We start from the raw sequence: 25450 nt of genomic DNA, 5'->3' as shown, positions 1-25450 counted from the left end.
GTTATCCACATCCCATTTGATTCGGAGACAGCATGCATTATCGTCGCCTCGGCAAGAGCAACCTGAAGGTATCGGCCCTGTGTCTGGGGTCCATGATGTTCGGGGACCAGACCGACCTGGAAGAGTCCGGTCGCATCGTGGCGTCGGCCCGCGAGCATGGCATCAATTTCATCGATACGGCGGACGTCTACACCAAGGGCAAGTCCGAGGAAATCGTCGGCAAGCTGCTGGCCGGGCAGCGCCATGAGTGGGTGCTGGCCAGCAAGCTGGGCAATGCCATGAGTGGCAAGCCCAATGAGTCGCACTATTCGCGCAGCTGGATCGTGCGCGAGACCGAGAACATCCTCAAGCGCCTGGATACCGATTACCTCGACATCCTCTACATGCACCGCGACTACCAGGACGAGAACCTGGAAGAGGCCGTGCAGGCGCTGGGCGACCTGATCCGTGCGGGCAAGATCCGCGGCTTTGGCGTCTCCAACTTCCGTGGCTGGCGCATTGCCGAGATCGTGCGCCTGTGCGAGAAGAACCAGGTGCCGCTGCCGCTGGTGTGCCAGCCGTATTACAACCTGTTGAACCGCCAGCCCGAAGTGGAAATCCTGCCGGCCTGCGCCAACTATGGTTTGGGCGTGGTGCCTTACAGCCCGATTGCACGTGGCGTGCTGACCGGCAAGTACCAGCCCGGCCAGAAGCCGCCGCAGGACACGCGAGCCGGCCGCGGCGACAAGCGCATGATGGAGACCGAATTCCGCGAGGAATCGCTGCTGATCGCGCAGCGCCTGCAGCAGCACTGCGAAGCGCGCGGGATCAAGCTGGGCCAGTTCGCCACCGCCTGGGTGCTGGCCAATGCGTCCATCAGCAGTGTCATTGCCGGACCGCGCACGCTGGCGCAGATGGAGGATTACTACGATGCAGCGGAAATGAAGATCAGCGCAGAGGAAGAGGCATTGGTCGACAGCCTGGTCACGCCGGGGCATGCGTCCACGCATGGGTACAACGATCCGAATTATCCGTTCTTTGGGCGGGTGGTGAGGGGCTGACCTAACATAGCGCTTCGCTCGCAGGTGCGTGAAGGCGGATCAGCTCAAGGCAGCTGATCCGCTTTTTTGTTTCGGATGTCCCCAGGCAACAGCTCAGCGCAACGCGGCGATCCGTCGCACTCCCTCCGCCTTGATCTGCTGAATGTCAGTCCCCGGCACCACCAGATCCATGCCAATGCCCTTCATGCGCTGCGCCATCTCCATGGTGCCGGCGAAGATCCCCACGTATTTGCCCAGCTTGCGCGCCAGCGCCAGCAGATGATCGATGGCCTCGTTGAGGCGTGCATCATCGTAGGCGTCCGGCGCCAGGCCGAGTTCGATGGCCAGGTCGCTGGGGCCGATGAAGATGCCGTCCAGGTCCGGAGTCTGCAGGATCGCTTCGGCGTTGGCGTAGCCTTCGCGGGTCTCGATCATGGCCAGGGTCAGGATGGTGGCGTTGGCGTGGGTGAAGTAGTCCGCTCCGCCATACAGGAAGCCGCGTGCCGGGCCATAGCTGCGTCCGCCACGCGGTGAATAATGGCAGGCGCGTACGAAGCGCTCGGCATCCGCCGCCGTGTTGATCAGCGGGCAGATCACGCCATAGGCACCGGCGTCGAGCAGCTTGTTGATTTCTCCCAGGCTGTTTTCGGAGCAGCGCACCAGCGGCACCGCAGGCGTGCTGGAGATGGCCTGCAGCATCGGCAGTGCCGATTCGATCGAGAACGGACCGTGCTGCAAGTCCACCGTCACCGCATCGTAGCCGCTGTGGCCCAGCACCTCGGCCAGCAGCGAATTGCCCATCGATACCCAGCCCGAGAGGGCCAGTTGCTGTTGCGCGAAGAGGGTGCGCAGCCGGTTTTCCCGCATCGTTCGTCTCCCATGGATGGGCCCGCGCCATTGCAGGCCAGGGGCCATGTTAAGTCCGAATGCAGAACCCTGGCATGAAACTTCTTCAGCTGCGGTACTGGAAGGCCGTGTCGTCGATGGCGCGGCGGCGGCCGGCGATCTGGTCGGCGACCAGCGCCGCGCTGCCGCAGGCCAGCGTCCAGCCCAGTGCACCCTGGCCGATGTTGAAATGAAGATTCTCCACCGGCGACGCCCCCACGATCGGCACGCCGCTCGGCGTCGCCGGACGGAAGCCCATCCACGGCGACAGCGTGGCATCCTCGCCCAGCGCGCAGCCGGGGAAGAGTTCGCGCAGGCCGTTCTTCAGTTCCTCGATGGCCGCCGGCGGGATGCTGCGATCCTGTCCCACCAGCTCGATGCGCCCGGCCACGCGCAGGCGCTGGCCCAGGCGCGCATAGACGATCTTCCTGGCGATGTCGGTGATGGAGACTTGCGGTGCTGCCGTACGGCTGGCTTCGTCCTCCAGCGGCACGGTGATGCTGTAGCCCTTGAGCGGATAGAGCGGCAGGCGCAAGTCCAGCAACCGGGCGAACTCCACGCTCTCGGCGCCCAGCGCCAGCACGAAACGATCCGCCGCAATCCATTCGCCACCGGCCTGCACCGCATGCAGCGCGCGGCCTTCACGACGCACGTCACTGATGCGGGCACCACCGATGAAGCGGAAGTTCGGATGGGCCTGCATGGACGCCACCAGCGCGCGACAGAACTGCGGACAATCGCCCGCCTCTTCGCTCGGCGTGTAAACGCCGCCGACCCAGTCGCGCTGCGAGTGGCCCAGCGCCGGCTCGATGCGGATGCATTCCGCCGCGCCCAGAACTTCCTGCTGGCAGCCATATTGCGACTGGAATTGCACCTGCTGAGCGGCAGCCTCCAGTCCTTGGGCATCGGTAAACATCACCAGCTTGCCGGAACGTTGATGGTCGAATGACAGCTGCAGGCCGGCGTTCCATTGCGTGAGCTGATCGCGGCTGTAGAAAGCCAGTTGCAGCAGGTCGATGGTGGTCTGGCGCACCCGCTGCGCATTGCAGCAGCGCAGGAATTCCACCAGCCAGCGGTACTGGCCGGGATCGGCGGTAGGCCGGATGGTCAGCGGCGAATCCTTGCTGAAGAGGTAGTAAGCCCACTTGGTCCAGACCGAGGGGTCGGCCAGCGGCGCCACGTAGGAGTAACTGAGCTGGGCGCCATTGCCCTGGCTGGTGCCCTCGCCGGGCTGTTGGCGAGCATCGATGAGGCTGACCTGATGGCCATCCTGCAGGAGACGGTAGGCAGTGGTCACGCCGATCACGCCGGCGCCCATTACGCAGATATGCATGGAATTTCGTTGAAGTCAGTCAAGAACCGCGCGGCGCGTGGCCTGCAGCGGATCAGCAGCAGACTACCGAAGAGCCGCACGAGTGTCACATGCCGAATTGGCATGAGCTTTTGCGCGCACGCAAAAGCGTTTTGCGACGGAGGATCTCCGGTGCCGGGCCATGCTGCGCTACAATAGCGCCCGATGCAGGCCAGACAGCCGCTGGCCGCCTTCGCAAGGAGGTGGCGGGAGGAAGGTCCGGACTCCACAGAGCAGGGTGACGGTTAACGGCCGTCCGCTGAAAGCCGGCGCAAGCCGGTATAAGGCGAGGAACAGGGCCACAGAGACGAGCGTATTCAGTTACGGTGAAACGCGGTAACCTCCACCCGGAGCAATTTCAAATAGGCACGCGTTGATGTGGCTCGCGGAGCGTGCGGGTAGAAAGCTTGAGCGGCGGAGTGATCCGTCGCCTAGAGGAATGGCTGTCATAGCGGGTTTCCCGCCGTAACAGAATCCGGCCTACCGGCCTGCTTCATTGAATTCATTGACATAAAACACACTGCGGCCCGTGGGCACTGCGGGCTCGCCAGAGACCCAGGAGACCCATGAATCAAACCGCCACCCCCGTGGTATTCGAAGAACTGACGGCTGCCAACGGCCGTCGCATCGGCATCGCCACCCTCGCTTCCGAAAAAACGCTGCATGCCATCTCGCTGGAGATGGTCCGGCTGCTTACGCCGCAACTGCAGCAGTGGCAGGCCGATCCGGGCGTGGCCATGGTGATCCTGCAGGCGCAGGGCGAGAAAGCCTTCTGTGCCGGGGGCGACCTGCAGCAGCTCTATCGCTCCATGCGCGAGCATCACGCTTCGCCCGCGCGCGAGGACATCCGCGCCAATACCTACGCGGCCGAATTCTTCGAGCACGAATATCGTCTGGATTATCTTGTCCACAGCTTCGCCAAGCCCATCCTGTGCTGGGGGCATGGCATCGTCATGGGCGGCGGCATTGGCCTGATGGCCGGTTGCAGCCACCGCGTGGTCACCGAAAAATCGCGCCTGGCCATGCCGGAAATCACCATCGGGCTTTATCCGGACGTGGGCGGCAGCTGGTTCCTGGCGCGCATGCCGGGCAAGACGGGCATCTTCCTGGCGCTGACCGGTGCCAACCTCAATGCCAACGATGCGCTCTTCGCGGGACTGGCTGACTATCGCGTGGCGCATGCCGCCAAGGCCTCGGTGATCGATGCCCTGCTGATGCAGCCGTGGGGGCAGGGCAATGATGCCGAATTGCTGGATCGTGTCCTGGCAAGCGCGCAGGCCTCGTCCTCGCAAGAAGGGGTGGCGGTCTTCGCGGCCGCCAACCTGCGCACGCATTTCGATCTGATCGACTCCCTGTGCCGCCGGCCCACGCTGCCCGAGATCGTGGACGGCATCCTCACCCTGCAGACCGAGGATGCCTGGCTCGTCAAGGCGCAAGCGACCTTGCGCGCCGGTTCGCCCGGTTCGGCGTGGCTGGGCTACGCCTTGCAGAAGCGGGTGCGTCCGCTGTCGCTGGCGCAGGTGTTCCGGCTGGAATTCGTGGTCTCGCTGCATTGCGCGGCACGCCCCGATTTCGTCGAAGGCATCCGCGCACTGATCATCGAGAAGGACCAGAAACCGCAATGGAATCCGGCTTCGCTGGCCGCTGCCACGCCGCAATGGGTGGAAGGTTTCTTCGCTGATCCGTGGCCGCAGGCGGATCATCCGCTGGCTGACCTGGGTGCCTGAGAGGCTTTAGGCACTCTCCGGCCGGGCCAGCGGTCCGGCCTTACAGACCCAGTTCGGACAGGCCCGGATGATCGGCCGGGCGCGGACCTGAGCGGTCCCAGTGGAATTTGCGGTCGGCTTCCTTGATCGGAAGGTCATTGATGGAGGCATGGCGCAGGCGCATCAGGCCATGCTCGTCGAATTCCCAGTTCTCATTGCCATAGGAGCGGAACCAGCTCCCCGAATCGTCGTGCCATTCATAGGCGAAGCGCACGGCGATGCGGTTGCCTTCGTGCGCCCAGACTTCCTTGATGAGGCGGTAATCCAGTTCGCGCGCCCATTTGCGGGTGAGGAAGGCGACGATCTCGACTCGTCCGTGGACGAAATCTGCACGATTGCGCCAGCGGCTGTCTTCGGTATAGGCCAGCGAGACGCGTTGCGGATCGCAGGAGTTCCACGCATCTTCTGCGGCACGCGCCTTCATGGCGGCGGTCTCGCGGGTGAAGGGGGGAAGTGGCGGACGCTGGGCAGGGCTATTCATCGACGGTCTCCTTGGGTGAGCCGGACGGGCCGGCTGTTCATGGTGTACGACGGGACGGCAAGCGGAAGTGAAGCAGTGTGCAGAAGTCAGGCCAAAAAAATTCTAGGCGCTGAAGGTGGCCTTGGCAAACGAAGCTTGCTGCTCATGGAGGTCGCTCCTGCTGTGCGTGCCGGGCCGGGTGGCAACTGTGCTGGCGGGGCCTGTGCAAGGAGTGCGTCCAGACACAGTGCACTCACTGTGGCCAGTGTGCAAGCGAAGAACCATCAGGGGAGCGTAGTGCTGAAGCGGGTGAAGCGAGGGGGGAGGGGACGGCCGATCCTGTCGAATCGGCCTCGATTTGAATGCCCTGAACCTGGTTTAGGGCATTCAAATGCGCGAAGCGTGAAATTATTTCTTCTTCTTGTTCACGGCTTCCTTGAAAGCCTTGCCAGCCGAGAACTTCACGGTGGTTGCAGCGGCGATCTTGATTTCTTCGCCGGTTTGCGGGTTACGGCCGGTGCGAGCAGCGCGCTTGCCGGTCGAGAAGGAACCGAAGCCAACCAATTGCACGGTATCGCCCTTGGTCACGGCCTTGATGATGTTCTCGATGACGGAGTCCAGCGCGCGCTGGGCTGCTGCCTTGGAGATCTCGGTGTCGGCGGCGATAACGTCAACCAATTCAGATTTGTTCACTTTAAAATTCCTTTCACTGTTAAGGTGCCCAGATTTTAGCACTGGAATGAGCCGGATCCGCAAGCCCTATCTGCGTTTTCAGCCGATAGGCCCTGGCCGGAACCGGCTTGGATTGAAAAAAATCGACGTGCTTTTCAACACCCGCAAACGGGCCATGCCGGCCGCGTTCTTGCGTATCGATCTTCCCAAAGACACGGATAGTAAAAGGTGCTCGCCGCGGAAGTCAAAACAAAAACGCTTCCTGCCATTCATTTGACGAAGAATTTGATGAAGATTCGGGCTCGGATGCTGATTCGCCGACCTCCTTCCTGTACGCCCTCCCGGTATCACCTTCCTCGTGGTTGTGACCGGGATGGAAAACGATCCGGGTGACGGCATCCCGAATCCGGATATTTTTTGCCCTTTTTCCGGTCATCTGCTGAACTTAAGTTGCACTGCAAAATCCATGTCCCTTGGCCTCGCGCACTCGCAAATCGGGCGCAGCCGGATTCCCTCCAATTTCCTCGCTGGCGCTGCCCCGAAATCGGGCACAGCGGCTATTCCATCCGGCGCAAATCCGCGCCGTTGCGCAATTCTGGCGCGAAACACATGTGTATAGCTCAGGTTGCACCTTCAATGTAAATGCTAAGTCCTTCATTTTCTTCACAAATGTTGTGAATGGCCGGTTTTAAGGAAGTGCGCTAAGTCTTTGACTTTATTAGCAAAATCCCGGTTTTTCGCTGCGTATACCGCTTGACCTGCAATAGTGCATCCACTAAAGTGGGCGGCAGTGTCAAAAAGTGTTTTTTTGTGGGGCATTTGTGGCGTCATTTGCATTTGCCCGGCAGGACACGGCACCCGATCAGCAATCTCACTCGCCGCAGGCGAAGGAAAAACACAGTGTTCCAGGGCGCGTCAGCACTCAATCTCGATGCCAAAGGACGGATGACCATTCCGGCCAAGCATCGTGACGCCCTGATTGTGCAGTGCGAAGGACGCGCCACCGTGACGCGCCATCCGCATGGCTGCCTGCTGTTTTTCCCGCGCCCGACCTGGGAGACGCATCGCGAGCAGATCGCCAACTGGCCGATGTCGGCCCGTGCCTGGCAGCGCATCTTCCTGGGCAATGCCCAGGACGTGGAGCTCGACAGCGCCGGCCGCATCCTGATCGCGCCCGAACTGCGCGCGGCCGTGGGTCTGCAGCGCGATGTGATGTTGCTGGGCATGGGTAGTCATTTCGAAATCTGGGATGCCGTCAAGCTGGCCGAAAGCGAAGCCGAGGCTGTGGCAGGTGGCATGCCGGATGTGTTGAGCAACTTTTCCTTCTGACGGCCGGACAAGATGAATCTGCAACCGGTGCCCGAGCTGCAGCACCGCACCGTGCTGTTGGAAGAAGCCGTGGACGCGCTGGCCATTGCGGGCGAGCGCGCCAATGGCATTTACCTGGACGGAACCTTCGGCCGTGGCGGTCATAGCCGCGCCATCCTGTCCAGGCTGGGCCCGCAAGGGCGCCTGATCGCATTTGACAAGGATCCGTTGGCCATCGCCACGGCGCAGAAGATTGACGATGCCCGGTTCGAGATCGTGCACGACAGCTTCGCGACCATGGATGAAGCGCTTGCCGCACGCGGCATTGCGCAGGTCGACGGCGTATTGATGGATTTGGGCATCTCGTCGCCGCAGGTGGATGACGCCGCGCGCGGCTTCAGTTTTCGCCTCGATGGCCCGCTGGACATGCGCATGGATACCACCCGTGGCGTGTCGGCAGCGGAATGGCTGGCAACGGCAGATGAACAGCAGATTGCAAAGGTGATACGAGATTATGGGGAAGAACGGTTTGCTCTTCAGATTGCAAAGAAGATTGTTGCTGGCCGGGCAATCGAGCCAATTTCAAGCACACGACAGCTTGCCGCGCTCGTGGCACAAGCCGTCAAAACCCGCGAGAAAGGCAAAGACCCGGCCACTCGTACATTTCAGGCTGTACGGATTTTCGTCAATCAAGAGCTTGAAGAACTCGAAGTAGGTCTGGACAAGGCATTTGCCCAGATGGCGCAGCACGGGAGATTGGTCGTGATCAGCTTTCACTCGCTGGAAGATCGCATCGTCAAGCAGTTCATGGCCTCCAAAGCCCATGCGCCGCAGCCCGACCGTCGCCTGCCGATCCGTGCCGTGGACCTGCCGCAAGCGCCGGCCCGCCTGCTGCCGCGTGTCATGCCCAGCACAGACGAAGTCACTGCCAACCCGCGTGCCCGCTCGGCGGTCATGCGCGGCCTGGAGCGCGTGACGCCCGTTTCCTCCACCACGACCCAAGGGGCGCCTGCATGACCGGGCGTCTGTGCATCCTGCTGACCATCATGCTGGTGGGTTGCGCGCTGTCGGTCGTGAGCGCCCAGTACAAGGCCCGCAGCCTGTTCATCGAGCTGGAACGCGCCCAGAGCGCGGCCCGCCAGCTCGACGTCGACTGGGCGCAGCTGCAGCTGGACCAATCGACGCTGGGCAAGAACGCCCGCATCGAGGAACTGGCGCGCCGTGACCTGGGCATGGTTCCGGTCTCCTCCGCCCGTACCCAATACCTGACCGTGGGGGCACCATGACCAAGATGCCTCCGCGTACCAACCTCTCCGGTGGCCGTGTGGCGGCTTCCAAGGGCGTGGCGTTTTCTTCCAATCCCATCCTGCAGGTCAAGCTGCCGGCCTGGCGTTCGCGCTTCGTGCTGTTCGTGCTGTTTGCCGCCTTCGTGGCGCTGGTATTGCGCGCGCTGTGGCTGCAAGGCGTGTCCACCGATTTCCTGCAGAAGCAGGGGGCGTCACGCTACGCCCGCACGCTCGAATTGCCGGCCACGCGCGGCAAGATCACCGACCGCAACGGCCAGGTGCTGGCTTCGTCGGTGCCGGTCAAGGCCATCTGGGCCATCCCGGAAGACGTGCAGGCCGCACCCAAGGACAAGCTGGTGCAGCTGGCCAAGCTGCTGGAAATGAGCGATGTCGAACTGCGCAAGAAGCTCGATTCCGACCGCAGCTTCGTCTACCTGAAGCGTCAGGTCGAACAGGATACCGCTGACAAGATCGTCAAGCTGGGCATCCCCGGCATCGAGACCCGCAAGGAATACAAGCGCTTCTATCCCGAAGGCGAGGTGATGGCGCACGTGGTCGGCTTCACCAATATCGAAGACGCCGGGCAGGACGGCATGGAACTGGCCGCGCAGAAGACCCTGGCCGGCATGACCGGTAGCCGCCGCGTCATCAAGGATCGCCTGGGCCGCGTGGTGGAAGACATCGAATCCATCCGCGAACCGCATGATGGCCGCGACCTGACCCTGTCCATCGACAGCAAGATCCAGTACATCGCCTTCACCCAACTGAAGGAAGCGGTCGAGAAATTCAAGGCCAAGGCCGGCGGCATCATCGTGGTCGATGCCAAGACCGGCGAGGTGCTGGCCCTGGCCAACCTGCCGACCTACAACCCCAATGACCGTTCGGTGCTGACCGGCGCGCAGCTGCGCAACCGCGTCGTGACCGATACCTTCGAACCCGGCTCCACGCTCAAGCCCTTCACCGTGGCCCTGGCGCTGGATACCCATCGCGTCACGCCCTCGACCGTGTTCCAGACTGCACCCGGCAAGATGACCATCGGCACCGCCACCATCGGCGACTCGCATGCCCACGGTCCGCTGACGGTGGCGCAGATCATCGAGAAGTCTTCCAACATCGGTACCGCCAAGATCGCGCTGGGCATGCCGCCGGAAGAGATGTGGGAAATGTTCACCACAGTCGGGTTCGGCCAGCAGCCCAAGTTCGGCTTCCCGGGTGCGGTGGCCGGGCGCGTGCGTCCCTACAAGTCGTGGCGTCCGATCGAGCAGGCCACCATGAGCTACGGCCACGGCATCTCGGTCTCGCTGATCCAGCTGGCGCACGCTTACCTGATCTTCGCCCGCAATGGCGACATCATTCCGCTGTCCTTCACCAAGGTCACCGATTCGCCCATTGGCCAGCGCGTCATCTCGGCCGATACCGCCCTGCAGATGCGCCGCATGCTGGAAACCGTGGTCGCCCCTGGCGGCACGGCCCCGCAGGCCCAGGTGCCGGGCTATCGCGTCGGTGGCAAGACCGGTACCGCCTACAAGATCGAGGGCGGCAAGTATGTGCGCAAGTACGTGGCCTCCTTCTCGGGCATCGCCCCGATGTCGGACCCGCGCCTGATCATCTCGGTGATGATCGACGAGCCGCAAGGCCAGCACTACGGCGGCCCGGTGGCCGGCCCGGTGTTTGCCAACGTGGCCGCCAATGCCTTGCGCGCATTGAACGTACCGCCTGATTCCAGCGTGACCAACATCATCATTCCCAAAGAACCGCTAGAGGAGAGCATGTAATGTCCCAGCGCGTTCCGAGCCTTCAAGAGATCCTCGCCTGGCTGCGCCAGGCGTCGCCGTCTGCGCAACTGACCTCGGATTCCCGCCGCGTGGCAGCGGGCGACGTGTTCTTCGCCTACGTGGGCGACGCCGACGGCCGTTCCTATATTGCCGATGCCGTCGAGCGCGGTGCCGCTGCCGTGCTGTATGAAGCCGATGGCTACAGCTGGCCCGAGCAGATCGATGCGCCGCACCTGGCCGTGCCCGACCTGAAGATGCGTGCCGGCGAGATCGCCGCCGCCTGGTATGGCCAGCCTGACCAGCACATGCTGACGGTGGCCGTGACCGGCACCAACGGCAAGACCTCCTGCGCCTACTGGCTGGGGACGGCACTGTCGCGCCTGGCCGGTGCCAGCAGCGCCGGTGTCATCGGCACGCTGGGCGTGGGGTCATTCGTCAACGGCAAGCCGCAAGGCTTCGACGTTACCGGCTACACCACGCCGGACGCCGTGCTGTTGCAACGCAGCCTGTTCAAGCTGTCGCAGGCCCGCGTGGGCGCGCTGGCCATCGAGGCTTCCTCCATCGGACTGGCCCAGGGCCGCATGAACGGCATGCACGTCGATGTCGCCCTGTTGACCAATTTCACCCGCGATCACCTGGATTTCCACGGTGACATGCAGACCTACGAAGACGCCAAGCGCAAGCTGTTCCAGTGGCCCGGCCTGAAACACGCCGTGGTCAACCTGGACGACGGCATGGGCCAGCGCCTGCTGCCGCTGCTGGCCGAGCGCAAGCTGCCGGTGATCGGCTACGCCATTGCCGACGAGCAGGGCGGCGACACGCACGGCGTACCGACTTTGCGCGCCAGCCAATTGCGCAGCAGCCATACCGGGACTGCCTTCCATGTCGATTCGCCTTTCGGCAGCGGCCAGGTCAAGACCCAGCTGGTGGGACGCTTCAATGTCAGCAACGTGCTGGGCATCATGGGCGTGCTGCTGACCCAGGGCGTGGCCTGGGATGCCGTGGTCGCAGCTGCCGCTGCGCTGAGCCCGGCGCCCGGCCGCATGCAGCAATTCGGCGGACCCGATGTACCGCTGATCGTGATCGATTACGCGCATACGCCCGACGCCCTCGACAAGACCCTGTCCACCCTGCGCCAGGTCGCTACCCAGCGCGGTGGCCAGCTGTGGTGCGTGTTCGGCTGCGGTGGCGATCGCGATCCGGGCAAGCGCCCGCAGATGGGCCAGATCGCCGAGCAGGCTGACCAGGTCGTGCTGACCAGCGACAACCCGCGCACCGAAGATCCCAACGCCATCATCGAGCAGATCCGCGCCGGCATGAGCCGCGTCGAACCGACCGTGTTGCCCGATCGCGCCGGTGCCATCCTGTGGGCGATCCGCCATGCCACCAAGGCCGATGTGGTCCTGCTGGCCGGCAAGGGGCACGAGCCCTACCAGGAAATCGCCGGCAAGAAATTGCCCTTCCTCGATGCCGACCATGTCGCGCTGGCGCTCGCCGCGCGCTCGACCATGATGGGGGGCGCATGATGCGATTCGATTTCCGCCAGTTGCTGGAATGGATCCGCACAGCCGAGGAAGCCGCCTCTGCGCACACCGTGCCGGGCGTGGTCAATGCCCCGGCCGGCGTGCTTGAACTCAATGACGTGGTCACCGACAGCCGTGCGGTCAAGCCCGGCAATGTCTTCGTCGCGCTGCGCGGCGAACGTTTCGATGCGCATGATTTCCTCGATGCGGTAGTGGCCCAGGGCGCTGCCGCCGTGGTGGTCGACCGCGTGCCACCGGGATTGAGCGTACCGGCCATCGTGGTGCCCGACACCCGCGCCGCGCTGGGCCAGATCGCCCATGGCTGGCGGGTGCAGCGCCAGATTCCCGTGATCGGCGTCACCGGCAGCAACGGCAAGACCACCGTCAAGGAAATGATTGCCGCCATCCTCGCGGCCGCCTTCGGTGAAGACGGCTACCTGGGCACGCGCGGCAATTTCAACAACGAGATCGGCGTGCCGCTGACCCTGTTCCGCCTGCGCGCACAACACCAGGCGGCCGTCATCGAGATGGGCATGAACCATCCGGGCGAAATCGCCGTGCTCTCGCGCATCGCCGCGCCGACGCTGGGCCTGGTCAACAATGCCCAGCGCGAGCATCAGGAATTCATGGCCAGCGTGGAAGCGGTAGCCCGCGAGAACGGCGCCGTGATCCGCCACCTGCCCGCCGATGGCGTGGCCGTGTTCCCGGCCGATGACGATTTCACTGCGCTCTGGCGTGAAGAAGCCGGTGCGCGCCGCGTGCTGACCTTCGGCCTGAATGCGCAAGCCGATGTGAGCGCCAGCTACCAGGCCACCGCTTTCGGCAGCACCCTGCAAGTGACGGTGAAAGGGCTGGCCGTGCCGCCCGCACAGTTCAAGGTGGAACTGGCTACCGTCGGTGAGCACAACGTACGCAATGCGCTGGCGGCTGCCGCCTGCGCGCTGGGTGCCGGCATCCCGGTGGACGCCGTGGTGCGCGGCCTGCAGAGCTTCGCCCCGGTCAACGGCCGCCTGCAGCGCAAGCAAGCCCGCAGCGGTGCGCTGGTGATCGACGACACCTACAACGCCAATCCCGATTCCGTGCGCGCCGCCATCGACGTGCTGGCGTCCATCGCCGGCCCGCGCGCGCTGGTACTGGGCGACATGGGCGAGGTCGGCGACCAGGGTCCGCAGTTCCATGCCGAGATCGGTGCCTATGCCCGCAGCCGTGGCATCCCGCTCTTCTTCGGACTGGGCGAATTGACGAAACACGCCGTCACTTCGTATGGCCCCGCGCTACAAAACGTAGCGCAGGCCATGCATTTCGACGACATCGCCGCACTCAATGCGGCGGTAGAACAGGCCGCGCCGCAGGGCGCGACCGTTTTGGTAAAAGGTTCACGCTTCATGAAGATGGAGCGAGTTGTACAGCATCTGGTCAACGTTGAATCCCTCACGCAACATCAACAGGAGACCCATTAGCATGCTGGTCTGGCTCGCACAGAATTTTCAACAGGATTTCGGCTTTCTGCGCCTGTTCAACTTCATCACCTTCCGCGCGGTGTTTGCCACGCTCACGGCCCTGCTGATCGGCATGATCGCCGGCCCCGCCGTGATCCGCATGCTCACCCGCATGAAGGTTGGCCAGGCCGTGCGCCAGGATGGTCCGCAGACCCACCTCATCAAGTCCGGCACCCCGACCATGGGTGGCGTGCTGATCCTGATCGGCATCGGCATTTCGACCTTGCTGTGGGCCGACCTGTCCAACCGTTTCGTGTGGATCGTGCTGATCGTCACGCTCGGTTTCGGCGCCATCGGCTGGGTCGATGACTACCGCAAGGTGGTCTATCGCGATCCGGAAGGCATGCGCTCGCGCGAAAAATATTTCTGGCAATCGCTGATCGGCCTGGTGGCCGCGTTCTACCTGGCCTTCTCGGTATCCGAGGTGAGCAACATGAAGGTCTTCGATCTCTTCGTCGCCTGGGTGCGTTCCGGCTTCAGCCTGGACCTGCCGCCCAAGGCCGACCTGATCGTGCCCTTCTTCAAGACCGTGACCTATCCGCTGGGCGTGTGGGGTTTCATCGCGCTGACCTATTTCGTCATCGTCGGCACCAGCAATGCGGTCAACCTGACCGATGGCCTGGACGGCCTGGCCATCATGCCGACCGTGCTGGTGGGCGCAGCGCTGGGCCTGTTCGCCTACCTGACCGGCAATGCGGCCTATGCCAAGTACCTGTTCATCCCGCACATCCCGGGGGCCGGCGAACTGCTTATCTTCTGCGGTGCCATGGGCGGCGCGGGACTGGCCTTCCTCTGGTACAACGCCTACCCGGCGCAGGTGTTCATGGGCGACGTCGGCGCACTGGCGCTGGGCGGTGCGCTGGGCACCATCGCGGTCATCGTTCGTCAGGAAATCGTGCTCTTCATCATGGGCGGCATCTTCGTGGTGGAAACGCTCTCCGTGATGATCCAGGTGGCCTATTTCAAATACACCAAGAAGCGTTTCGGTACCGGCCGCCGCGTGCTGCTGATGGCACCGCTGCACCATCACTACGAGCAGAAGGGCTGGAAGGAAACCCAGGTGGTGGTGCGCTTCTGGATCATCACCATGATGCTGGTGCTGGTCGGTTTGTCGACGCTGAAGCTGCGGTAAACAGGCGATATGAACAAAAACGGCAGCCCTTGTGAAGCATGGCAAGCGCTGCCTTTGTGGTTGGCAGGGCAGTCCCTGCATGGCAAGAAACAAGTGAAGAAGTGGGTCTGGAAACAACGATGAATTACTCGGGCAAACACGTTCTGGTGCTCGGACTCGGCGAGTCCGGCCTGGCAATGGCGCGGTGGCTGGTCTACTGCGGCGCCGGCGTGCGCGTGGCCGATACCCGTGGCGAAGCGGCCCTGGCCGAGCGCCTGGCCGCCTTGCGCGCCGACGCGCCCGAGGCGCAGGCCGTGCTGGGCCAGCCCTTGTCGCCGTCCTTGCTTGATGGAATCGATTTCGTCGCCGTCAGTCCCGGCCTGGCACCCGAAGGCGAGCTGGCACCGCTGATGCCGGCCATTGCCGAACGCGGCCTGCCGCTGTGGGGCGAGATCGAATTGTTTGCGCAGGCGCTGGCCGCCTTGCGCGAAGAGACCCTGTATCAACCCAAGGTGCTGGCCATCACCGGCACCAACGGCAAGACTACCGTGACCCGCCTGACCGGCCTGCTGTGCCAGCGCGCCGGCCTGTCGGTGCAGGTCGCCGGCAACATCAGCCCGGCCGCCCTGGACGTGCTGCGCGAAGCCGTCATCAAGGACAAGGTGTTCCTGGCCGAACTGGCCGAGCAGGATGCGATCGCCGCCGAACAGGCTGCCGCCGAAGCTGAAGCGCAGGCCGCGCAGCAGGCCGTGCTGGATGCCCAGCAGGCGGCCGAAGCCGAGAAGCATCGCCGTGCCGCCGCCAGCATCGAGGCGGCCGCTGCGATTGCGGTGCCGGTGTTGCAGGCGCAGCCGCAAGCAGACGCGCCGGTCTCCGCATCGGAATCTGAACCCGCGCCGCAGATGGATCTGCTGGCGACGGCGGAAGAGCAGCCGGTGGCAGAGCAGGAAGCAGGACAGGAGAACGTACAGGATTCTGTAGCAGCTTCCGTACAGGAATCTGTACCGGAAACAGGGCAGGAAACAGGACAGGAAACTGCACAGCAGCCGGCACCCGAGACCGCGCATTCCGCCACCGAAGCCTCCCCCGATGACGCCGAGGCAGCCAGCTCCGCCGTGGATGAAGCGCCGGAGTCCGCCGTCGCGGCCACGCTGGACGTCGCTTCCGACGCCATCCCGCAAGCCGAGATCGACGCCCCGGCGACCACTGGCGAGGCCATGAACCTGGGCGATTTCATGGAAGTCTCGCGCAAGGCCGAGGAAGATGCGCTGGTGGAAGTCCCGCCACCGCCGCCGCCCGAGCCGACCTATCGCGGCTCGATGCCGCAAGCCTGGGTGCTGGAGCTTTCCAGCTTCCAGCTGCACACCACGCACAGCCTGCAGCCGCACGCCGCCACCGTCCTGAATTTGACCCAGGACCACCTGGACTGGCATGGCAGCATGGAGCACTACGCCGCCGACAAGGCCCGCATCTTCGGCCAGGATACCGTGCGCGTACTCAATCGCGATGACGCACTGGTGATGGAGATGAGCTCCGCCGCCGCGCCGCTGTCTACCTTCGGCCTGGACGAACCGTCCACGCCCAACAGCTTCGGCCTGGTCAACGACAACGGCATGCTGTGGCTGGCCAATGCCTTCGTGCATGAAGATGACGAAGTGCCGGAGGGCAAGCGCCGCCGCAAGCAGAAGGACATGCTGCCGCCGCCGGTGACCCTCAAGCGCCTCATGCCCGCCGATGCCCTGCGCATTCGCGGTGCCCACAACGCCATGAATGCGCTGGCCGCACTGGCCCTGTGCCGCGCCATCGACCTGCCGATGGCACCGCTGCTGCATGGCCTGCGCGAGTACACCGGCGAGCCGCATCGCGTCGAACTGGTCGGCGTGATCCAGGATGTGGAGTACTACGACGACAGCAAGGGCACCAATGTCGGTGCCACGGTGGCCGCGCTCAATGGCCTGGGGCTGGGCGGCCGTCCCAATCGCATCGTGCTGATCGCCGGTGGCGACGGCAAGGGCCAGGACTTTTCGCCGCTGGACCTGCCGGTACAGAAATATGCTCGTGCAGTCTTGCTGATCGGCCGCGATGGTCCTGCAGTGCGTGCCGCCTTGGCCGACAGCGGGGTCGAGCTGATTGATTGCGCCAGCCTGGAAGCCGCCGTGGAAAAGGCCGGAGAACTCGCCACCGCCGGCGACATCGTGCTGCTCTCGCCGGCTTGCGCCAGCCTGGACATGTTCCGCAACTACGCCCATCGCGCCGAAGTCTTCGTGGATGCGGTGCGTGAACTGGCGCTCTCGCGCGGTGAGGTGCTGGCATGAAACTGGGCCTGTCTTCCGTGCGCAGCTGGCTGGGTGGCTTGAAAGAAGCCGCGCCGGCGGCCGCCGGCCGCGCCCAGGGTGGCCGCAGTGGCCGTGGCAGCGCATCGGGCAGCATCGGTTTCGAGCAGCGTTCGCGCATGATGGAATACGACCAGCCGCTGATCTGGGTGGTGCTGCTGCTGATGCTGTTCGGCATGGTGATGGTCTACTCCGCCTCGGTGGCACTGCCCGATTCGCCCAAGTACGCCTCCTATTCGAATTACCACTTCCTGATCCGCCAGGCGATCTTCATCGTGCTCTCCATCATCGCGGGCGCGCTGGCCTTCCGCGTACGCATGGAGACCTGGCAGAAGTGGGCGCCGTATCTGTTCGCGATCACCCTGATCCTGCTGCTGATGGTGCTCATCCCGGGCGTGGGCAAGGGTGTGAACGGTGCCAAGCGCTGGCTCTCGCTGAAGATCATCAACCTGCAGCCTTCCGAACTGATGAAGCTCTTCATCGTTCTGTACGCCGCCGACTACACGGTGCGCAAGCAGGCGGTGATGCACAAGCTGGTCAAGGGCTTCTTCCCGATGGCCGCCGCCGTCGGCCTGGTGGGCTTGCTGCTGCTGCTGGAGCCCGACCTCGGTGCCTTCGGCGTGATCGTCTGCATCGCCATGGGCATCCTGTTCCTGGGCGGCATCAACGGCGTCTGGTTTGGCGGCATCGGTGCCACGCTGGTCGGGGTGTTCTCGCTGGTCATCGTGACTTCTCCGTGGCGGCGCGAGCGTATCTTCGCTTACCTGAATCCGTGGGAAGAGGAAAACGCACTGGGCAAGGCCTATCAGCTGTCGCATTCGCTGATCGCCTTCGGCCGAGGCGAACTGTTCGGCGTGGGCCTGGGCAGCAGCGTGGAAAAACTGCACTACCTGCCGGAAGCGCATACCGACTTCCTGCTCGCCGTGATCGGCGAGGAACTCGGTTTCGCCGGCGTGCTGGTGGTGGTGCTGCTGTTCTACTGGCTGGGCAAGCATGCCTTCGAGATCGGCCGCCAGGCCATCGCGCTCGATCTGACCTTTGCCGGCCTGGTGGCCAAGGGCATCGGCATCTGGCTGGGCGTGCAGGCCTTCATCAACATGGGCGTGAACCTCGGCCTGCTGCCGACCAAGGGCCTGACGCTGCCGCTGATGAGCTATGGCGGTTCGGGCGTGCTACTCAATTGCGTGGGCCTGGCCATTCTGCTGCGCATCGATTACGAAAACCGGGTGCTCATGCGCGGAGGCCGTCTATGAACGCGCCCCGCAAATTGCTCATCATGGCCGCCGGTACCGGTGGCCACATCTTCCCCGGCCTGGCCATTGCCGACACCATGCGTGCGCGCGGCTGGCAGGTGAGCTGGCTGGGCACCACGCACGGCATGGAGCGCGAGCTGGTGCCGCGCCATGGCGTGGAGATGGACAGCATTGTCTTCGCCGGCCTGCGCGGCAAGGGCCTGATGCATACGGTCAAGGGCGTGTGGCGCCTGGCGGCAAGCTTCTTGCATTGCCATGCCATCCTCGGCCGCCGTCGCCCCGATGTGGTGCTGGGCATGGGCGGTTACGTCACCGTGCCGGGCGGCATGATGGCGCGCCTGCGCGGCAAGCCGCTGGTGCTGGTCAATGCGGATGCGGCCCTGCTGCTGTCGAACAAGACCCTCACGCCGATGGCCACCAAGGTGCTGTTCGGCTTCCCTGCCGATTTCGGCAAGGCCGCAGGCAAGGCCGAGGTCACCGGCAATCCGGTGCGCAAGGAAATCATCGCGCTGCCGCAACCGGCCCAGCGCTACGCCGGCCGCAGCGGCCCGCTGAAGATCCTGGTGGTGGGCGGCAGCCTGGGCGCCAAAGTGTTGAACGACAACGTGCCGGCGGCGCTGGCAAAACTGCCCGCCGAGTTGCGTCCGCAGGTGACGCATCAATCGGGCAAGCAGCACATCGCGGCCTTGCGTTCAGCGTATGAGGCGGCAGGCGTGCAGGCCGAAGTCGTCGATTTCATCGACGACATGCCGCGCCGCTATGCCGAGGCCGATCTGGTGATCTGCCGCGCCGGCGCGATCACCGTCTCCGAGCTGACGGCAGCGGGCGTGGCCAGCGTGCTGGTTCCGCTGGCGGTGTCGACCACCTCGCACCAGATCGACAATGCCAAATGGATGGCACAGAACAAGGCGGCGATTCACCTGCCGCAACGCGAACTGACGCCGGATCACCTGGCCGGTTTGCTGCAGAAACTGGACCGCGCTGCATGCCATGCCATGGCGCAGGCGGCGTACGAACAAGGCCGGCGCGATGCCAACGAGGCAATCGCGCGCGTGCTGGAAGGACTGGTAACACCATGAAGCATCGCGTCAAGAACATCCATTTTGTCGGCATCGGCGGCTCGGGCATGAGCGGCATTGCTGAAGTTTTGCTCAACCTGGGCTACGGCGTCTCCGGCTCGGACCTGGGCAGCAACGCCGCCACCCAGCGCTTGGCACAACTGGGTGCCAGCATCCGCTATGGCCATGCAGCCGAGAACATCGAGGGCGCTGACGCCATCGTCACCTCCACCGCCGTCAAGGGCGACAACCCGGAGGTGCTGGCCGCGCGCAAGAAGCACATCCCCATCGTGCCGCGTGCGGTGATGCTGGGCGAACTGATGCGCCTGAAGAAGGGCATCGCCATTGCCGGCACGCACGGCAAGACCACCACCACCAGCCTGGTGGCGAGCGTGCTGGCGCAGGGCGGGCTGGACCCGACCTTCGTCATCGGCGGCCGCCTCACCAGCGCCGGCGCCAACGCCAAGCTGGGGACCGGTGAATTCATCGTGGCCGAGGCCGATGAATCGGATGCGTCCTTCCTCAACCTCACGCCCGTGATCGAAGTCATCACCAACATCGATGCCGATCACATGGAAACCTACAACCATGATTTCGCGCGCCTGAAGCAGGCCTTCGTCGAGTTCACCCAGCGCCTGCCGTTCTACGGCGTGGCCGTGCTCTGCCTGGATGACCCGCACGTGCGAGAAATCATGCCCATGGTTTCCAAGCCCATCCTCACCTATGGTTTCCATGAAGACGCCGATGTGCGCGCCATCGATGCCAAGGCGGTCGACGGCAAGATGGAATTCACCGTGATCCAGGACGGCTACGCCCCCATGCAGGTGAGCCTGAACCAGCCCGGCATGCACAACGTGCAGAACGCTTGCGCCGCCATCGCGATTGCGCGCGAACTGGACGTGGACGATGCCGCCACCCAGAAAGCACTGACCGAATTCAACGGCGTGGGCCGTCGCTTCACGCGTTATGGGGAAGTGCCGATCACCGATGCACAGGGCAATCCTGCCGGTCATTTCACGCTGGTGGACGATTACGGCCACCACCCGGTCGAGACCGCCGCCACCATCGCCGCCGCCCGTGGCGCTTATCCGGGTCGCCGCCTGGTGCTGGCCTTCCAGCCGCACCGCTACACCCGCACGCGCGACCTGTTCGAGGATTTCGTCAAGGTCCTGTCCTCGCCCGATGTGCTGGTGCTGGGCGAAGTGTATTCGGCCGGTGAAGCGCCCATCGTGGCCGCCGACGGCCGTTCGCTGGCGCACGCGCTGCGTGCGGCAGGCAAGGTGGAGCCGGTCTTCGTGGATGACATCGGCGACATGCCCGAGACCATCCGCAACGTGGTGCGCGATGGCGATGTGGTCATGACCATGGGCGCGGGATCGATTTCCGCCGTACCCGGCCGCCTGGTGGCGCAAGCCGGTGGCAAGAACGAACAGGGGGCCGCATGATCAGCCAGGACCAGATCAAGGCCTTCGGCCGTGTCGGCGTGCTTTTCGGCGGCCGCTCCGCCGAACGCGAAGTGTCGATGATGTCGGGCAACGGTGTCCTGCAGGCCTTGCGCAGCAAGGGTGTGGATGCGCATCCCTTCGACCCGGCCGAGCGCAGCCTGGGTGAATTGCAGGCCGAGAAATTCGACCGCGTCTTCATCGCCCTGCATGGCCGCTACGGCGAAGACGGCACGCTGCAGGGCGCGCTGGAACAGATGGGCCTGCCCTATACCGGTCCCGGCGTGATGGCCTCCAGCATCGCCATGGACAAGATCATGACCAAGCGCATCTGGCTCTCGCACGGCCTGCCGACGCCGCGCTTCCTGAGCCTGGATGCCAAGGCCACCACGCGTGAGCAGCTGCGCGTGGTGCCCGACGAGCTGGGCCTGCCGCTGATGTTGAAGGCGCCGCACGAAGGTTCGACCATCGGCATTGCCAAGGTCAACGGTTACTCGGACATGCAGGCCGGCTTTGATCTCTGCGCGCGCTACGACAGCGTGGTGCTGGCCGAGGAGTTCGTCCGTGGCCGCGAACTGACGGTGCCGGTGCTGGGCACGGGCCGCGAGGCGCGCGCGCTGCCGGTCATCGAGATCCGCGCACCGGAGGGCAATTACGACTACCAGAACAAGTATTTCACCGACGACACGAAATATTTGTGTCCGGCGCCCCTTGACGAGGAACTGACTCGCCATTTGCAGGATCTGGCCGTACGTGCGTTCAATGCGCTCGGTTGCCGTGGCTGGAGCCGTGTGGACTTCATGCTGCGCGAGGCCGATGGAAAGAGCGAGCCCTTCCTGCTGGAAATCAATACCTCGCCGGGCATGACCGGCCATTCCCTGGTGCCGATGGCGGCCAAGGCCGTGGGCCTGAGCTATGAAGACCTGTGCTGCACGATCCTGCAGATGGCGTCGCTGGACATGACGCCCTCGAAGGATTGGACGCCGCAGGCGGGCCAGCCGTGATGGCCCGGGTTTAAGGAAGAACGCGTCGATGTGGCAGGACGTCAAGATGCTCAACGCCATCAGCAGTGCGCTCATTGCGCTGGTGCTGCTGGCCCTGGTGGCATCAGGTTTATGGTGGGTGGCGCAGCGGCCGATGTTCACGCTGCACACGATACGCATCGAATCCTCCGGCGATATGCCGCTGGAGAAGGTCAATGCGTTGACGGTGCGCTCAGCCGCGGTGCCGCGCATCCATGGCAATTTCTTCACCGCCGATCTGACGGCGGTGCGGGCGGCCTTCGAAGCCGTGCCCTGGGTGCGCAAGGCCATGGTGCGGCGTGAATGGCCGGACCGGCTGGTGGTGAAGATCGAGGAACACAAGGCCCTGGGCACCTGGGGCGAGGATGGCAAGCTGCTCTCGCAGAAGGGTGACGTGTTCACCGCCAACCTGGCCGAGGCCGAGGACGACGGTGACCTGCTGGAGTTCGATGGCCCGCCCGGCAGCGAGAAGCAGGTGGTGGCGAGGCTGGCGCTGTTTCGCCAGTGGTTCGCGCCCATCAAGCTGGAGCCGGAGTCGCTGGTGCTGTCCAACCGCTACGCCTGGACCGTGCGGCTGGACAACGGCATGACCGTCGAGCTGGGCCGTGACCAGGGCGATGCGGTGTTGAAGGAACGCGTGGCGCGGCTGGTGGCGGTGTATCCGCAGCTGCTGGAAAGATTGCAGGGCAAGATAGAAAGCGTCGACTTGCGCTATCCCAACGGGATGGCCCTGAAGGCAGATGGAATGGTGCTGGCGGCAATGAACGGGAAAAAGAAATAAGCGGAACGCTATGACAAAAGACGCAAAAAATCTGATCGTCGGTCTCGACATCGGCACCTCGAAAGTGGTGGCGGTGGTGGCCGAGGTGCTGCCCGATGGCCGCCATGAAGTGATCGGGCTGGGGCAGTCCGAATCCAAGGGGCTCAAGAAAGGCGTGGTGGTCAACATCGAGGCCACCGTCGAATCCATCCAGCGCGCGCTGGAAGAAGCCGAGCTGATGGCCGACTGCAAGATCCGCAATGTCTATACCGGCATTGCGGGCAGCCACATCCGCAGCTTCAATTCCAGCGGCATGGTCGCCATCAAGGACAAGGAAGTCACCGCCGCCGACGTCTCGCGCGTGATCGAGACCGCCAAGGCGGTCAACATCCCGACCGACCAGCAGCTGTTGCACACGGTCCCGCAGGAATTCATCGTCGACAACCAGGAAGACGTGCGCGAGCCCATCGGCATGAGCGGCATCCGCCTGGAAGTGAAGGTGCACATCGTCACCGGTGCGGTCTCTGCCGTGCAGAACATCGTCAAGTGCGTGCGCCGCTGCGGCCTGGAAGTCTCGGACCTGATCCTGCAGCCGATGGCCTCGGCCGATTCGGTGCTGACCACCGACGAGCGCGAGCTGGGCGTGGTGCTGGTCGACATCGGTGGCGGTACCACCGACGTGGCGGTCTTCACCGAAGGTGCGATCCGCCATACCGCGGTCATCCCCATTGCCGGCGACCAGATCACCAACGACATCGCCATGGCCCTGCGCACCCCCACGCTGGAAGCCGAAGAAATCAAGCTGCGCTATGGCGTGGCCAAGCAGATCCTGGCCGATCCTACCGAGACGCTGGAAGTGCCCGGCCTGGGCGACCGCAATCCGCGTACGCTCTCGCGCCAGGCCTTGGCGGCCGTGATCGAGCCGCGTGTGGAAGAGCTGTTCGCGCTGGTGCACCAGGTGGTGCGCGAGTCGGGTTATGAAGAGGTGCTGTCTTCCGGCATCGTGTTGACCGGTGGCTCGGCGATGATGCCGGGCATGACCGAACTGGCCGAAGACATTTTCCTGAAACCGGCGCGCCTGGGTACGCCCGAGTACAGCGGCCAGCTGGCCGACGTGGTGCGCAGCCCGCGCTACTCGACCGTGCTGGGCCTGCTGCAGGAAGCCAAGAAACAGTATCTGCGCGGCTACATCGTGACGCGCCAGGAAGGCTCGGTGAAGGCGGTCTGGCAGCGCATGAAAGAATGGTTCCTCGGCAATTTCTGATCGATTCTCATCGGCTGCCACGAGCGGCCGGTGGTGAATGCATCAGGATGTAAAAGCATTGGTCGTTGCTGGCGGTTCGGTTGTACGGTTCTGGCAGTAAAAAATTGATGAGAACGGCAGCAAATTTGCAGCAGTGTTTTCTTAGAATAGCGGTATCAAGGTTCAAGGCATCAGTCGCATTAATCGCATCATTGGCAGCATCGGTATCAGCATCAACAAGAAACAACAGGGAAGCACACATACGGACAGCAGTGATCAGTTGCTAGTCGTCACACCGCGTGATGCCTATCAACTGCCAGCTGCAGGACACATATATTTTAAGGAGTCATCATGGAAATCGATATGGTCGACAATGCGACGCTGGGTACGATCATCAAGGTCGTGGGCGTGGGCGGTGCTGGCGGCAATGCCGTGCAGCACATGATTAACAAGGGTGTGTCCGGCGTCGAATTCATCGCCGCCAATACGGATGCCCAGGCACTGAAGCAATCGAAGGCGCACAACGTCATCCAGATCGGTGATACCGGTCTGGGCGCCGGCATGCAGCCCGACGTCGGCCGCCGCCTGGCCGAGGAAACCCGCGCCCGCATCGAAGATTCCCTGCGCGGCGCGCACATGGTTTTCATCGCCGCCGGCATGGGTGGCGGTACCGGCACCGGTGCCGCTCCGGTGGTGGCGCAAGTGGCCAAGTCGCTGGGCGCACTGACGGTGGCCGTGGTCTCCAAGCCCTTCTCCTACGAAGGCCAGAAGTGCATGGACATCGCCGACGCCGGCCTGGAAGAGCTGACCCAGCACGTCGATTCGCTGATCATCATCCTCAACGAAAAGCTGGAAGAGATCTACGAAGACGACAGCATGATCGAATGGCTGTCCCACGCCGATGACGTGTTGAACAACGCGGTGGCCGGTATCGCCGAAATCATCAACGTGCCCGGCCACATCAACGTCGACTTCAACGACGTCAAGACCATCATGGGCGAGCAGGGCAAGGCCATGATGGGTACCGCGACGGCCGCCGGTGTCGACCGCGCCCGCGTGGCCGCCGAGCAGGCAGTGGCTTCGCCGCTGCTGGATGGCATCGACCTGTCCGGCGCGCGCGGCGTGCTGGTCAACGTCACTGCCAGCCGTGGCCTGAAGGGCAAGGAAATCAAGGAAGTCATGGCTACCGTGCGCGCCTTCGCGGCACCGGACGCTTCGATCGCCCAGGGCATCGCCTACGATGACAGCATGGGTGACGAGATCCGCGTGACCGTGGTGGCCACCGGCCTGGGCCGTGCCCGCAAGGCCGTGCAGCTGGTGCAGACTCCGGTCATGCGCACCGGCACCCACAACGAGCCGATGATGGCCGTCGGTGGCGTGATGCCGCAAGGTGGCGCGCAAGCCGGTGGTGCTACCTTCGGTGGCCTGAAGGCCCCGGCCGTGTGGCGTCGCGAGTCGGCTTCCGACACCGTGCGCGCCTTGGAAAAGAACGGCATGGAAACCTACGACATCCCGGCCTTCCTGCGCAAGCAGGCGGACTGATCGTCGTTGGCTCGGGTCGGTCGGCGGCTTCACAGCAGGCCGGCCGGTTCCAAGGCATACTAACGCCGCGCCACGTGCGCGGCGTTTTTTCGTGCGCAGCGCGCCGGCAACTCATCTGCTGAATCGATCAATCGCGGCAGAT

22 protein-coding genes and 1 other RNA gene are annotated in these 25450 nt (G+C 63.9%); 18 read left to right on the top strand and 5 right to left on the bottom strand.

Annotated elements, in window-relative coordinates:
* Nucleotides 1-32 precede the first annotated feature (32 nt).
* Nucleotides 33-1040 (top strand): aldo/keto reductase, encoded by a 1008-nt coding sequence (locus B3873_RS03490; protein WP_286864050.1) that lies wholly within the window; start codon nucleotides 33-35, stop codon nucleotides 1038-1040.
* Nucleotides 1041-1133: 93 nt separating this feature from the next.
* Here B3873_RS03490 and B3873_RS03485 read toward each other — a convergent pair whose 3' ends face one another.
* Nucleotides 1134-1886: an HpcH/HpaI aldolase family protein gene (locus B3873_RS03485; protein WP_286864048.1), complete on the bottom strand. Its 753-nt coding sequence runs from the start codon at nucleotides 1884-1886 to the stop codon at nucleotides 1134-1136.
* 85 nt (nucleotides 1887-1971) lie between these two features.
* Nucleotides 1972-3237 carry a D-amino acid dehydrogenase gene (locus tag B3873_RS03480; protein ID WP_286864047.1) on the bottom strand — a complete coding sequence of 422 codons (1266 nt, stop codon included), beginning with the start codon at nucleotides 3235-3237 and terminating at the stop codon, nucleotides 1972-1974.
* A 182-nt stretch (nucleotides 3238-3419) separates the two neighbouring features.
* Here B3873_RS03480 and rnpB point away from each other — a divergent pair.
* Nucleotides 3420-3754, top strand: an RNA gene (gene rnpB, locus B3873_RS03475) — RNase P RNA component class A.
* Nucleotides 3755-3821: 67 nt separating this feature from the next.
* The gene (locus B3873_RS03470) at nucleotides 3822-4982 is read left to right on the top strand and encodes an enoyl-CoA hydratase/isomerase family protein (RefSeq protein WP_286864046.1); all 1161 of its coding nucleotides are present in this window, start codon (nucleotides 3822-3824) and stop codon (nucleotides 4980-4982) included.
* Nucleotides 4983-5022: 40 nt separating this feature from the next.
* Here B3873_RS03470 and B3873_RS03465 read toward each other — a convergent pair whose 3' ends face one another.
* Entirely contained in the window at nucleotides 5023-5502 is a 480-nt protein-coding gene (locus tag B3873_RS03465) for a nuclear transport factor 2 family protein (RefSeq protein ID WP_286864045.1), read from the bottom strand.
* A gap of 387 nt (nucleotides 5503-5889) precedes the next feature.
* The gene (locus B3873_RS03460) at nucleotides 5890-6174 is read right to left on the bottom strand and encodes an HU family DNA-binding protein (RefSeq protein WP_006465510.1); all 285 of its coding nucleotides are present in this window, start codon (nucleotides 6172-6174) and stop codon (nucleotides 5890-5892) included.
* An 879-nt stretch (nucleotides 6175-7053) separates the two neighbouring features.
* Between B3873_RS03460 and mraZ the strand changes: the two genes are divergently transcribed.
* From mraZ to ftsA, 14 genes are all read left to right on the top strand, one after another.
* Nucleotides 7054-7482 (top strand): division/cell wall cluster transcriptional repressor MraZ, encoded by a 429-nt coding sequence (mraZ, locus tag B3873_RS03455; protein ID WP_006465511.1) that lies wholly within the window; start codon nucleotides 7054-7056, stop codon nucleotides 7480-7482.
* A 12-nt stretch (nucleotides 7483-7494) separates the two neighbouring features.
* Nucleotides 7495-8478 carry a 16S rRNA (cytosine(1402)-N(4))-methyltransferase RsmH gene (gene rsmH, locus B3873_RS03450; protein WP_034329291.1) on the top strand — a complete coding sequence of 328 codons (984 nt, stop codon included), beginning with the start codon at nucleotides 7495-7497 and terminating at the stop codon, nucleotides 8476-8478.
* Nucleotides 8475-8747, top strand: a complete 273-nt coding sequence (gene ftsL / locus B3873_RS03445) for a cell division protein FtsL (RefSeq protein ID WP_034329293.1) — start codon at nucleotides 8475-8477, stop codon at nucleotides 8745-8747. The genes rsmH and ftsL overlap by 4 nt, the downstream gene beginning before the upstream one ends.
* On the top strand, nucleotides 8744-10522 hold the full coding sequence (locus tag B3873_RS03440) for a peptidoglycan D,D-transpeptidase FtsI family protein (RefSeq protein ID WP_286864043.1): 1779 nt from the start codon (nucleotides 8744-8746) through the stop codon (nucleotides 10520-10522). Before ftsL ends, B3873_RS03440 begins: the two co-directional genes overlap by 4 nt.
* The gene (locus B3873_RS03435; protein WP_286864042.1) at nucleotides 10522-12048 is read left to right on the top strand and encodes a UDP-N-acetylmuramoyl-L-alanyl-D-glutamate--2,6-diaminopimelate ligase; all 1527 of its coding nucleotides are present in this window, start codon (nucleotides 10522-10524) and stop codon (nucleotides 12046-12048) included. Before B3873_RS03440 ends, B3873_RS03435 begins: the two co-directional genes overlap by 1 nt.
* Nucleotides 12045-13505, top strand: a complete 1461-nt coding sequence (locus B3873_RS03430; RefSeq protein WP_286864041.1) for a UDP-N-acetylmuramoyl-tripeptide--D-alanyl-D-alanine ligase — start codon at nucleotides 12045-12047, stop codon at nucleotides 13503-13505. The genes B3873_RS03435 and B3873_RS03430 overlap by 4 nt, the downstream gene beginning before the upstream one ends.
* 1 nt (nucleotide 13506) lies before the next feature.
* Nucleotides 13507-14676, top strand: coding sequence for a phospho-N-acetylmuramoyl-pentapeptide-transferase (gene mraY, locus B3873_RS03425; RefSeq protein WP_034329301.1), 1170 nt, complete (start codon nucleotides 13507-13509; stop codon nucleotides 14674-14676).
* 119 nt (nucleotides 14677-14795) lie between these two features.
* On the top strand, nucleotides 14796-16970 hold the full coding sequence (gene murD / locus B3873_RS03420; protein WP_286864040.1) for a UDP-N-acetylmuramoyl-L-alanine--D-glutamate ligase: 2175 nt from the start codon (nucleotides 14796-14798) through the stop codon (nucleotides 16968-16970).
* Complete coding sequence (gene ftsW, locus B3873_RS03415; RefSeq protein ID WP_286864039.1) at nucleotides 16967-18241, top strand: putative lipid II flippase FtsW; 1275 nt, start codon at nucleotides 16967-16969, stop codon at nucleotides 18239-18241. The genes murD and ftsW overlap by 4 nt, the downstream gene beginning before the upstream one ends.
* The gene (murG, locus tag B3873_RS03410) at nucleotides 18238-19320 is read left to right on the top strand and encodes an undecaprenyldiphospho-muramoylpentapeptide beta-N-acetylglucosaminyltransferase (RefSeq protein WP_039790434.1); all 1083 of its coding nucleotides are present in this window, start codon (nucleotides 18238-18240) and stop codon (nucleotides 19318-19320) included. The genes ftsW and murG overlap by 4 nt, the downstream gene beginning before the upstream one ends.
* The gene (murC, locus tag B3873_RS03405; protein ID WP_039790435.1) at nucleotides 19317-20744 is read left to right on the top strand and encodes a UDP-N-acetylmuramate--L-alanine ligase; all 1428 of its coding nucleotides are present in this window, start codon (nucleotides 19317-19319) and stop codon (nucleotides 20742-20744) included. The genes murG and murC overlap by 4 nt, the downstream gene beginning before the upstream one ends.
* Nucleotides 20741-21745 carry a D-alanine--D-alanine ligase gene (locus B3873_RS03400; RefSeq protein WP_209533726.1) on the top strand — a complete coding sequence of 335 codons (1005 nt, stop codon included), beginning with the start codon at nucleotides 20741-20743 and terminating at the stop codon, nucleotides 21743-21745. The genes murC and B3873_RS03400 overlap by 4 nt, the downstream gene beginning before the upstream one ends.
* A gap of 28 nt (nucleotides 21746-21773) precedes the next feature.
* The gene (locus B3873_RS03395; RefSeq protein ID WP_039790437.1) at nucleotides 21774-22544 is read left to right on the top strand and encodes a cell division protein FtsQ/DivIB; all 771 of its coding nucleotides are present in this window, start codon (nucleotides 21774-21776) and stop codon (nucleotides 22542-22544) included.
* A 10-nt stretch (nucleotides 22545-22554) separates the two neighbouring features.
* Entirely contained in the window at nucleotides 22555-23787 is a 1233-nt protein-coding gene (ftsA, locus tag B3873_RS03390) for a cell division protein FtsA (protein WP_008334543.1), read from the top strand.
* 7 nt (nucleotides 23788-23794) lie between these two features.
* Here the strand turns inward: ftsA and B3873_RS03385 are convergent, their stop codons facing one another.
* Entirely contained in the window at nucleotides 23795-24028 is a 234-nt protein-coding gene (locus B3873_RS03385) for a hypothetical protein (protein WP_286864035.1), read from the bottom strand.
* Between the two features lie 89 nt (nucleotides 24029-24117).
* Between B3873_RS03385 and ftsZ the strand changes: the two genes are divergently transcribed.
* Nucleotides 24118-25308 carry a cell division protein FtsZ gene (gene ftsZ, locus B3873_RS03380; protein ID WP_204726187.1) on the top strand — a complete coding sequence of 397 codons (1191 nt, stop codon included), beginning with the start codon at nucleotides 24118-24120 and terminating at the stop codon, nucleotides 25306-25308.
* Nucleotides 25309-25450: the final 142 nt, after the last annotated feature.

Origin of the sequence: Herbaspirillum sp. UBA812 (assembly GCF_002296545.1) — a bacterium.
GTDB lineage: Bacteria > Pseudomonadota > Gammaproteobacteria > Burkholderiales > Burkholderiaceae_D > Herbaspirillum > Herbaspirillum huttiense.
Note: the sequence above shows the minus strand (reverse complement) of the source record. Positions and strands in the feature narration are given on the sequence as shown.

Excerpts from the sequence above, each read along its gene's own strand:
- B3873_RS03490 (WP_286864050.1), top strand. The coding sequence starts at position 33 with ATGCATTATCGTCGCCTCGGCAAGAGCAACCTGAAGGTATCGGCCCTG.
- B3873_RS03485 (WP_286864048.1), bottom strand. The coding sequence starts at position 1,886 with ATGCGGGAAAACCGGCTGCGCACCCTCTTCGCGCAACAGCAACTGGCC.
- B3873_RS03480 (WP_286864047.1), bottom strand. The coding sequence starts at position 3,237 with ATGCATATCTGCGTAATGGGCGCCGGCGTGATCGGCGTGACCACTGCC.
- B3873_RS03470 (WP_286864046.1), top strand. The coding sequence starts at position 3,822 with ATGAATCAAACCGCCACCCCCGTGGTATTCGAAGAACTGACGGCTGCC.
- B3873_RS03465 (WP_286864045.1), bottom strand. The coding sequence starts at position 5,502 with ATGAATAGCCCTGCCCAGCGTCCGCCACTTCCCCCCTTCACCCGCGAG.
- rsmH (WP_034329291.1), top strand. The coding sequence starts at position 7,495 with ATGAATCTGCAACCGGTGCCCGAGCTGCAGCACCGCACCGTGCTGTTG.
- ftsL (WP_034329293.1), top strand. The coding sequence starts at position 8,475 with ATGACCGGGCGTCTGTGCATCCTGCTGACCATCATGCTGGTGGGTTGC.
- B3873_RS03440 (WP_286864043.1), top strand. The coding sequence starts at position 8,744 with ATGACCAAGATGCCTCCGCGTACCAACCTCTCCGGTGGCCGTGTGGCG.
- B3873_RS03435 (WP_286864042.1), top strand. The coding sequence starts at position 10,522 with ATGTCCCAGCGCGTTCCGAGCCTTCAAGAGATCCTCGCCTGGCTGCGC.
- B3873_RS03430 (WP_286864041.1), top strand. The coding sequence starts at position 12,045 with ATGATGCGATTCGATTTCCGCCAGTTGCTGGAATGGATCCGCACAGCC.
- mraY (WP_034329301.1), top strand. The coding sequence starts at position 13,507 with ATGCTGGTCTGGCTCGCACAGAATTTTCAACAGGATTTCGGCTTTCTG.
- murD (WP_286864040.1), top strand. The coding sequence starts at position 14,796 with ATGAATTACTCGGGCAAACACGTTCTGGTGCTCGGACTCGGCGAGTCC.
- ftsW (WP_286864039.1), top strand. The coding sequence starts at position 16,967 with ATGAAACTGGGCCTGTCTTCCGTGCGCAGCTGGCTGGGTGGCTTGAAA.
- murG (WP_039790434.1), top strand. The coding sequence starts at position 18,238 with ATGAACGCGCCCCGCAAATTGCTCATCATGGCCGCCGGTACCGGTGGC.
- murC (WP_039790435.1), top strand. The coding sequence starts at position 19,317 with ATGAAGCATCGCGTCAAGAACATCCATTTTGTCGGCATCGGCGGCTCG.
- B3873_RS03400 (WP_209533726.1), top strand. The coding sequence starts at position 20,741 with ATGATCAGCCAGGACCAGATCAAGGCCTTCGGCCGTGTCGGCGTGCTT.
- B3873_RS03395 (WP_039790437.1), top strand. The coding sequence starts at position 21,774 with ATGTGGCAGGACGTCAAGATGCTCAACGCCATCAGCAGTGCGCTCATT.
- ftsA (WP_008334543.1), top strand. The coding sequence starts at position 22,555 with ATGACAAAAGACGCAAAAAATCTGATCGTCGGTCTCGACATCGGCACC.
- B3873_RS03385 (WP_286864035.1), bottom strand. The coding sequence starts at position 24,028 with ATGTGTGCTTCCCTGTTGTTTCTTGTTGATGCTGATACCGATGCTGCC.
- ftsZ (WP_204726187.1), top strand. The coding sequence starts at position 24,118 with ATGGAAATCGATATGGTCGACAATGCGACGCTGGGTACGATCATCAAG.